General features: G+C 65.9%; 4 protein-coding genes. 3 read left to right on the top strand and 1 reads right to left on the bottom strand.

What is annotated here, in order from left to right; all coding sequences use genetic code 11:
* Positions 1-112 precede the first annotated feature (112 nt).
* Positions 113-676, top strand: coding sequence for a hypothetical protein (locus tag ACFFN1_RS13505; protein ID WP_376841349.1), 564 nt, complete (start codon positions 113-115; stop codon positions 674-676).
* Between the two features lie 18 nt (positions 677-694).
* Here the strand turns inward: ACFFN1_RS13505 and ACFFN1_RS13500 are convergent, their stop codons facing one another.
* The gene (locus tag ACFFN1_RS13500; RefSeq protein ID WP_376841348.1) at positions 695-1,483 is read right to left on the bottom strand and encodes an MBL fold metallo-hydrolase; all 789 of its coding nucleotides are present in this window, start codon (positions 1,481-1,483) and stop codon (positions 695-697) included.
* Positions 1,484-1,829: 346 nt separating this feature from the next.
* On the opposite strand from ACFFN1_RS13500, the gene rpoB reads away from it, so the two are divergent.
* Together rpoB and ACFFN1_RS13490 are read left to right on the top strand one after the other, a co-directional pair.
* Complete coding sequence (gene rpoB / locus ACFFN1_RS13495; RefSeq protein WP_376841347.1) at positions 1,830-5,315, top strand: DNA-directed RNA polymerase subunit beta; 3,486 nt, start codon at positions 1,830-1,832, stop codon at positions 5,313-5,315.
* A gap of 97 nt (positions 5,316-5,412) precedes the next feature.
* Positions 5,413-9,285 carry a DNA-directed RNA polymerase subunit beta' gene (locus tag ACFFN1_RS13490; protein ID WP_376841346.1) on the top strand — a complete coding sequence of 1,291 codons (3,873 nt, stop codon included), beginning with the start codon at positions 5,413-5,415 and terminating at the stop codon, positions 9,283-9,285.
* Positions 9,286-9,663: the final 378 nt, after the last annotated feature.

The following is a 9,663-nucleotide window of genomic DNA, read 5'->3' as shown; positions in this document are numbered from 1 at the left end:
CCTTAGGGTTCGAGATTGAGAGATTCAACCTCGATCCTGGACACCCTCGACCTGTGCTTGCGGCAGGCACGCCGCCAGTCACCCCTTGGAATCAATCATCTAGGATCAGAGCATGGTCCGCTCACATCGCCGCCGCCGTCTCGCGGGTGCTGCTGCGTCGCTTGCGCTGCTGAGCGGGTTGAGCGGATGCGCGCTGCTCGGGCCGGTGGAGGTCGGCGCGCGCGATGCCGGGATCATCGCCCGGTTCACCGATCCGCGCACAGGAGCGGCCAACCGCAGCTGGGTCCTCGAAGCGGTTCCGGAGCGGGCTGCGCTGCGGGTGCATGCGCAGGAGACCTTCCACAGCTATGAGCGCATCGAACTTGCCGCCGAGGTGTGGCCTGCCGTTGCGGCCGCAGCCGAGGCGGCGCAGGAGCGGACGAACTTCATCCCCGAGCGGGGCTGCGACGGTGCCCGCGAGATCGTGGTGGAGCTGTGGCGCGGCGATAAGAGGATGAAGGAGCTGGCCGCGAACAACTGCGGCAGCGACGACACCTACTATGACCTCTACACTGCCGTCACCCAGCCGCTCATCGAGGAGTTCGACTCGGCACAGCTCAATCCGAATGCCGAAGCCGAGGCGCGCGAGCCCCGGGTGACGATGAGCCGGGAGGTCAGCGGCCCGCCACGGCCCTGATGTCAGCAGGGCCGAGGGTCAGCGCAGGCGGCGGACTCCGGCCGGCAGCTCGGCATCCGGAAGGAAGGCGAAGGCCTCCGCGCGCAGCGTGCGCAGCTCATGCTCCGCATCGGCGGCCAGTGTTTGGAGATCTTCGGCTTGGGAACGGACGAAGGCGGCATCGACCGGTTGGCCGTGGCCCGGGGCGAAGACCCGCGCACCCGGTAGCGCGGCAAGCTCGCGCAGACCAGCAGCCCAGCGGCTCGGCGTGGCGTCATCGCCGGCCTGCGGCGGTGCACCCTCCTCGACGAGATCGCCGGTGAAGACGACATCCGCGCAGGCGAGCACCAGGTCCGTGTCGGTGTGGCCGGGCATCTCGAAGGCGTGCAGCTGCCAGCCGCCGATGTCGAGGACTGCGCCATCGGGCAGCGCCGCCGCCTCGACGGCGAGGCTGCTGGGGTCCGCAGGCAGATCCGGTTCGGCCTCCAGCGGCACCGCGTGGAACTGCAGCCATGCCGAGCCGGCCTGATCGCGTACGAATGCCGGCGAGCCGTAGAACTCCTGCACGCCGCAGGCGGCGAAGTGCGCATTGCCGAAGAAGTGATCCCAGTGATCGTGGGTGTTGATGACGGTGAACGGCAGTCCGGGAGCCTGCGCGGCCACGACTGTGGCGAAGGCGGAGTGGATGCCCGCGGCCTGGGTGGGTCCGGCGCCGGTGTCGATGACGACAGCGCGTTCGGTGCCGATGATGAGATAGGAGTTGAGCGCCGCCGGCTCCGAGGTGTGAACGAAGATCGCCGGGGCCGGAACCTGATCCGGGGGAGACATGCCCGCAGAGTATCATCGGCGCTGCGGGGCAGGGCTCCGGCGTGATTCCGGCGGGCTCTGGCGGGGCCCGGGGCGAAAGCTCCGCAATATACCACATTCGAGTTGCGGTGTGTTTCCCTGCGGGCTATGATCGTTCTTTGCGTTGCTTTGTCTTCGTGGTGCCTTCATATAGCGGTGGGCTCACGCACAGCGTCTGATGGAAATCGGGATCACAGCCAGCCCTCAACCACCCGGGACTCTACCAGCCACGGTGTGGCGCAACCGGTCGTGTGCGGCGGTGTGTCCCCTTCTTTCCCTTCAGGCAGGCAGAGCGAATTGACCAGGTGAACCACTCGGAAGGATCCCATTGGCCGCCGCCAACGAACACACCAGGACCGCTAATCCGCCCACGCGCGTATCTTTCGCCAAGATCCATGAGCCGCTGCCGCTGCCGAATCTGCTCGGCCTGCAGACCGACAGCTTCGACTGGCTGATCGGCAACGAGACGTGGCAGGACCGCGTCGCCGAGGCCATCGAGACCGGCGACGATTCCGTTGCCACCACCTCGGGCCTGGAGGACATCTTCGAGGAGATCTCCCCGATCGAGGACTTCTCCGGCGCGATGAGCCTGTCATTCCGCGAACACCGCTTCGAACCGCCCAAGTACTCCATCGATGAGTGCAAGGAGCGCGACATGACCTACTCGGCGCCGCTGTTCGTCACCGCCGAGTTCATGAACAACAACACCGGCGAGATCAAGTCGCAGACGGTCTTCATGGGTGACTTCCCGCTCATGACCGACAAGGGCACCTTCGTCATCAACGGCACCGAGCGCGTCGTGGTCTCCCAGCTCGTGCGCTCGCCGGGCGCCTACTTCGAGGCAGCCGCTGACAAGACCTCGGACAAGGACATCTACACCGCCAAGATCATCCCGTCCCGCGGTGCCTGGCTGGAGTTCGAGATCGACAAGCGCGATCAGGTGGGTGTGCGCCTGGACCGCAAGCGCAAGCAGTCGGTCACCGTGCTGCTCAAGGCCCTCGGCTGGACCAGCTCGAAGATCCTCGAGGAGTTCGGCGAGTTCGAGTCGATCCGCGAGACCCTGGCTAAGGACACGGTCGAATCCCGTGACGAGGCGCTGCTCGACATCTACAAGAAGCTGCGCCCAGCGGAGCCGGCGACGATCGAGGCGGCAGAGAACCTGCTGAAGAACCTCTACTTCAACGTCAAGCGCTACGACCTGGCCAAGGTCGGCCGCTACAAGATCAACCGCAAGCTCGGCATCGACGCTCCGCTGTCGGATTCGGTGCTCAGCGTCGACGACATCGCCCAGACGATCCGCTACATCGTCTCGCTGCACGCCGGCAAGGACACGATGACCGGTCGCCGCGACGGCGCCGAAGCGGAGATCCGCGTCGCGCTCGACGACATCGACCACTTCGGCAACCGCCGCATCCGCGCGGTCGGCGAGCTCATCGAAAGCCAGGTGCGCACCGGTCTGTCGCGCATGGAGCGTGTGGTGCGCGAGCGCATGACGACCCAGGACGTCGAGGCGATCACCCCGCAGTCGCTCATCAACATCCGTCCGGTCGTCGCTGCGATCAAAGAGTTCTTCGGCACCTCGCAGCTGTCGCAGTTCATGGACCAGAACAACCCGCTGGCCGGTCTGACCCACAAGCGCCGCCTCTCGGCGCTGGGCCCCGGCGGTCTGTCCCGTGACCGTGCAGGCATGGAAGTCCGCGACGTCCACCCCTCGCACTACGGCCGCATGTGCCCGATCGAGACGCCGGAGGGCCCGAACATCGGCCTCATCGGCTCGCTGGCCTCCTATGGCCGCATCAACCCGTTCGGCTTCATCGAGACTCCGTACCGCAAGGTCGTCGACGGTGTCGTGACCGACAGGATCGAGTACCTCACCGCTGATGACGAGCTCGAGTTCGACATCGCCCAGGCCAATGCGCCGCTGACCGACGACAACAAGTTCGCTGAGGAGTTCGTCCTCTGCCGCCCGGCCGGCGGCAGCGGCGAAGCCGAGCTGCTCCCGGTCGACGAGGTCGACTACATGGACGTCTCGGCGCGGCAGATGGTCTCGGTGGCCACCGCGCTCATCCCGTTCCTCGAACACGATGACGCCAACCGCGCCCTCATGGGTGCGAACATGCAGCGTCAGGCTGTGCCGCTGGTGCGCAGCGAATCGCCGCTGGTGGGCACCGGCATGGAGTACCGCTCCGCTGTCGACGCCGGCGATGTCATCCTCGCGGAGCAGTCCGGTGTCGTCACCGATGTGTGCGCCGACTACGTCACCGTCATGAACGACGACGGCACCACCATGACGTACAAGGCCGAGAAGTTCCGCCGCTCCAACCACGGCACCTCCTACAACCAGCGCATCCTCGTCGACGAAGGTGACCGCGTCGAGGCCGGCTCGGTGCTCGCCGACGGTCCGTCGACTGAGAACGGCGAGATGGCGCTGGGCAAGAACCTGCTCGTGGCGTTCATGTCCTGGGAGGGCTACAACTTCGAGGACGCCATCATCCTGTCCCAGCGCATGGTGCAGGACGATGTGCTCTCCTCGATCCACATCGAAGAGCACGAAGTCGACGCCCGCGACACCAAGCTCGGTGCCGAGGAGATCACCCGGGACATCCCGAACATCTCCCCGGACGCGCTGGCCGACCTCGACGACCGCGGCATCATCCGCATCGGCGCTGAGGTCACCGACGGCGACATCCTCGTCGGCAAGGTCACCCCGAAGGGTGAGACCGAGCTGACCCCGGAGGAGCGCCTGCTGCGCGCGATCTTCGGTGAGAAGTCCCGCGAAGTCCGCGACACCTCGCTCAAGGTGCCGCACGGCGAGTCCGGCACCGTCATCGGCGTCAAGGTCTTCGACCGCGAAGAGGACGATGAGCTCTCGCCGGGCGTCAACCAGCTCGTGCGCGTCTACGTCGCCCAGCGCCGCAAGATCACTATCGGTGACAAGATGGCCGGCCGCCACGGCAACAAGGGCGTCATCTCGACGATCCTGCCGGTCGAGGACATGCCGTTCCTCGAAGACGGCACGCCTGTCGACGTCATCCTCAACCCGCACGGTGTGCCGCGCCGTATGAACATCGGCCAGGTCTTCGAAGTCCACCTCGGCTGGATCGCCAAGCAGGGCTGGAAGATCGAAGGCAACCCGGAATGGGCCACTGAGCTGCTCGAGCACGGCTTCGCCGCCGAGGTGGAGGCCGGCACCAACGTCGCCACCCCGGTGTTCGACGGTGCCCACGAGGAGGAGCTGCGCGGACTGCTGGAGTCCACCCACCCGAACCGCGACGGCGACCGCCTCGTCGACGCCTCGGGCAAGGCGCGGCTGTTCGACGGCCGCTCCGGCGAGCCGTTCCCGTATCCGATCTCGGTCGGCTACATGTACCTGCTCAAGCTGCACCACCTCGTCGACGACAAGATCCACGCCCGTTCGACCGGACCGTACTCGATGATCACCCAGCAGCCGCTGGGCGGTAAGGCGCAGTTCGGCGGCCAGCGCTTCGGTGAGATGGAGGTGTGGGCGCTCGAAGCCTACGGCGCCGCCTACACCCTGCAGGAGCTGCTGACCATCAAGTCCGATGACATCCCAGGCCGCGTCAAGGTCTATGAGGCGATCGTCAAGGGCGACAACCTGCCGAGCCCGGGCATCCCGGAATCGTTCAAGGTGCTCATCAAGGAGATGCAGTCGCTGTGCCTCGACGTCGAAGTGCTGTCCTCGGACGGCATGCAGGTCGAGATGCGCGACTCCGATGATGAGGTGTTCCGTGCAGCCGAGGAGCTCGGCATCAACCTGTCGCGTCACGAAGCACAGACCGTCGAAGAAGTCTGATCGCCCCTGCCGGCCCCGTCCGGGCCGGCAGGCACAAGCCTGAGTATTCGAGAATGTGGACAGCTGTCAGTCAGCTGTCAAGAGAAAGAGGATTTACGTGCCTGACGTCAATTTCTTTGATGAGCTGCGCATCGGCCTGGCCACCGCTGATGACATCCGCCGCTGGTCACACGGCGAGGTCAAGAAGCCCGAGACGATCAACTACCGCACCCTGAAGCCGGAGAAGGACGGCCTGTTCTGCGAGAAGATCTTCGGGCCGACCCGCGACTGGGAGTGCTACTGCGGCAAGTACAAGCGGGTGCGCTTCAAGGGCATCATCTGTGAGCGCTGCGGTGTCGAGGTCACCCGTGCCAAGGTGCGCCGTGAGCGGATGGGCCACATCGAGCTGGCCGCACCGGTCACGCACATCTGGTACTTCAAGGGTGTGCCCTCGCGTCTGGGCTACCTGCTCGACCTGGCGCCGAAGGACCTGGAGAAGGTCATCTACTTTGCCGCCTACATGATCACCTCGGTCGATGAGGAGTCCCGGCACCGGGATCTGCCGACTCTGCAGAACCAGATCGACGTGGAGAAGAAGCGCCTCGCCGACCGCCGCGACGCCGATCTCGACCGCCGGTCGAAGAAGCTCGAAGAGGATCTCGCCGAACTCGAGTCCGAGGGTGCGACCGCAGCAGCCAAGAACAAGCTGCGCACCCAGGCCGAGAAGGAGATGAATAACCTCCGCAAGAACACCGACCGCGAAATCGACCGCATCGACCAGGTGTGGGAGCGCTTCAAGAGCCTCAAGGTCTCCGACCTCGAAGGCGATGAGAGCCTCTACCGCGAGATGGTCGCCCGCTTCGGCATCTACTTCAGCGGTGCGATGGGCGCTGAGGCGATCCAAAAGCGCCTGCAGGACTTCGACCTCGAAGGCGAATCCGAGAAGCTGCGCGAACTCATCAAGACCGGCAAGGGCCAGCGCAAGACCCGTGCGCTCAAGCGCCTCAAGGTCGTGAATGCGTTCCTGTCGACCGACAACAGCCCCGAGGGCATGGTGCTCGACGCGATCCCGGTGATCCCGCCGGAGCTGCGTCCGATGGTCCAGCTCGACGGTGGCCGCTTCGCCACCTCGGACCTCAACGACCTGTACCGTCGCGTCATCAACCGCAACAACCGCCTCAAGCGCCTCCTCGACCTGGGTGCGCCTGAGATCATCGTCAACAACGAGAAGCGGATGCTGCAGGAAGCCGTCGACTCGCTGTTCGACAACGGCCGCCGCGGCCGTCCGGTCACCGGACCGGGCAACCGTCCGCTCAAGTCGCTGTCCGACATGCTCAAGGGCAAGCAGGGCCGGTTCCGCCAGAACCTGCTCGGCAAGCGCGTCGACTACTCCGGCCGTTCGGTCATCGTGGTCGGCCCGACCCTCAACCTGCATGAGTGCGGTCTGCCCAAGACGATGGCGCTGGAGCTCTTCAAGCCCTTCGTCATGAAGCGGCTCGTCGACCTCAACCACGCGCAGAACATCAAGTCCGCCAAGCGCATGGTCGAGCGCCAGCACGCCCAGGTGTGGGATGTCCTCGAAGAGGTCATCAGCGAGCACCCGGTGCTGCTCAACCGCGCACCGACCCTGCACCGCCTCGGCATCCAGGCCTTCGAGCCGCTGCTCGTCGAGGGCAAGGCCATCCAGATCCACCCGCTCGTCTGCTCGGCGTTCAACGCTGACTTCGACGGTGACCAGATGGCCGTGCACCTGCCGCTGTCGGCTGAAGCGCAGGCTGAGGCCCGCATCCTCATGCTGTCGGCGAACAACATCCTCAAGCCCTCGGACGGCAAGCCCGTCACGATGCCTTCGCAGGATATGATCATCGGCCTCTACCACCTCACGAGCGAGCGCTCCGGTGCGGTGGGCGAAGGACGCGAGTTCGCATCCGTCGCCGAAGCGATCATGGCCTTCGACCGCGATGAGCTCGACCTGGGCGCCAAGATCCAGCTGCGCGTCGAGGACATCGTGCCCTCGCGCACGATGACGATGCCGGAAGGCTGGGAGCCGGGTCAGCCGGCGATCATCGAGACGACGCTGGGCCGTGCCCTGTTCAACGAGACGCTGCCGGCGGACTACCAGTTCGTCAACACGACCGTGGACAAGAAGGCGCTGTCGAAGATCGTCAACCGGCTCGCCGACCTGTACCCGAAGGTCGAGGTAGCGCACACCCTCGACCAGTTCAAGTCGGAGGGCTTCTACTGGGCCACCCACTCGGGCCTGACCGTCGCGATGTCCGACATCGTCTCCCCGGAGGCGAAGGCCGGACTGCTCGAAGAGGCCGAGGAGCAGGCCTCCCGCGTGCAGGATCAGTACGAGTTCGGTGCGCTCACCGACGATGAGCGCCGCAGCGAGCTCGTCAAGATCTGGTCGGACACCTCGGACCAGGTCGCTGAGGCGATGCAGAAGAACTTCCCGGACGAGAACTCCGTCGTCCGCCTCGTCAACTCCGGCGCCTCGGGCAACTGGACGCAGGTCCGTCAGCTGGCCGGTATGCGCGGTCTGGTGACGAACCCCAAGGGTGAGATCATCCCGCGTCCGATCAAGTCGAACTACCGCGAGGGCCTGTCCGTCCTCGAGTACTTCATCGCCAGCCACGGCGCCCGCAAGGGCCTGGCCGATACGGCTCTGCGCACGGCAGACTCCGGCTACCTCACCCGTCGCCTCGTCGACGTGTCGCAGGACGTCATCATCCGCTCGGAGTCGACCGATTCGCCCAAGGGCATCACGCTGCCGGTCGCGCAGCGCGGTCTCAACGGCGAGCTGGAGCCGCACGAGTACGCCGAGACGAGCGTCTACGGCCGCCTGAACGTCGCCGACATCACCGATGCCGACGGCAATGTCATCGTCCCGGCCAAGACCGACGTCGGCCCCGATGTCATCGACACCCTCGTGGCTGCCGGCATCGAGGAGATCAAGGTCCACTCGGTGCTCACCGCCGATTCGGACGTGCAGATCTCGGCGATGCACTACGGCCGCTCGATGGCCACCGGCAAGCTCGTCGACATCGGCGAGGCGATCGGCACCGTCGCAGCCCAGTCGATCGGCGAGCCCGGCACGCAGCTGACGATGCGCACCTTCCACACCGGCGGCGTGGCCGCCGGCGGCGGAGGCGACATCACGCAGGGTCTGCCGCGTGTCACCGAGCTCTTCGAGGCCCGCACGCCGAAGGGATTCGCCCCGATCGCCGAGGCGACCGGCAAGGTGAGGATCGACGACAGCCGCAAGACGCGCTATGTCGTCATCACCCCGGATGACGGCTCGGATGAGATCGAGCACCCGGTCGGCCGCCGTGCACAGCTGCTCGTCGAAGACGGACAGCGCGTCGAAGCCGGTGCGAAGCTCGTCGAGGGCGCCATCGACCCGAAGCAGGTGCTGCGCATCCGCGGTCGCCGGGAAGCTGAGCGTTTCCTCGTCGACGAGGTGCAGAAGGTCTACCGCTCGCAGGGCGTGGGCATCCACGACAAGCACATCGAGGTCATCGTCCGCCAGATGCTGCGGCGCGTCACCGTCATCGAGTCCGGGGACACGAACCTGCTGCCCGGCGAGCTCGTCGACCGCGGCCGCTACCAGGAGGAGAACCGTCGTGTCGTCGCCGAAGGCGGCACGCCGGCCTCGGCTCGTGACGAGCTCATGGGCATCACGAAGGCCTCGCTGGCGACCGAGTCGTGGCTGTCGGCGGCCTCCTTCCAGGAGACCACCCGCGTCCTCACCGAAGCAGCGATGGAAGGCAAGACCGACCCGCTGCTCGGCCTGAAGGAGAACGTCATCCTCGGTAAGCTCATCCCGGCCGGCACCGGTATGCACAAGTACCGCGACATGATCGTCGAGCCGACCGAAGAGGCCCGCCAGGATATGTTCACCAACTCCTACAACGACTTCTACCCGTCGCTGGCAGGAGAGGGAGCAGCCATTCCGCTGGAGGACTACGACTTCGGCGCGTTCAGCTGAGCACCTGACCGGCGGTGAAGCGCCGGTCTGACAGCCGCAGGGCGGGGACCGCACATGCTGTCCCCGCCCTGTCGTCTGCGCCCGGGTTTCCCACAGGCGCCCGCGGCTGTGCATTCAGCTGTGGACAATGGCCCTGCGCCCCGTCATCACGGGCCTGAACCAGCCGTTCCCGAGGTGTTCCCGCCCAGCTGCCGCAGCGCCGGGTTTCCGCTCGGTAACCTTCGCTCTGCCCATGTACGAGCAGGCAGAGAGGGCTGTGCGACGCCACCGTAGCCGTGATCCGGTAACCTGCTGCACAGCTGTGAACACAGATGTGGACAAGGCTGGGGTTATCCACAGTCAGCCGGTGAGCGGTGGTATGTCGGCAGCCCCGCAGCG

The organism is Brevibacterium otitidis, from assembly GCF_042429315.1.
Classification (GTDB): Bacteria; Actinomycetota; Actinomycetes; order Actinomycetales; family Brevibacteriaceae; genus Brevibacterium; species Brevibacterium otitidis.
This window is presented reverse-complemented; position numbering and strand designations above follow the sequence as displayed.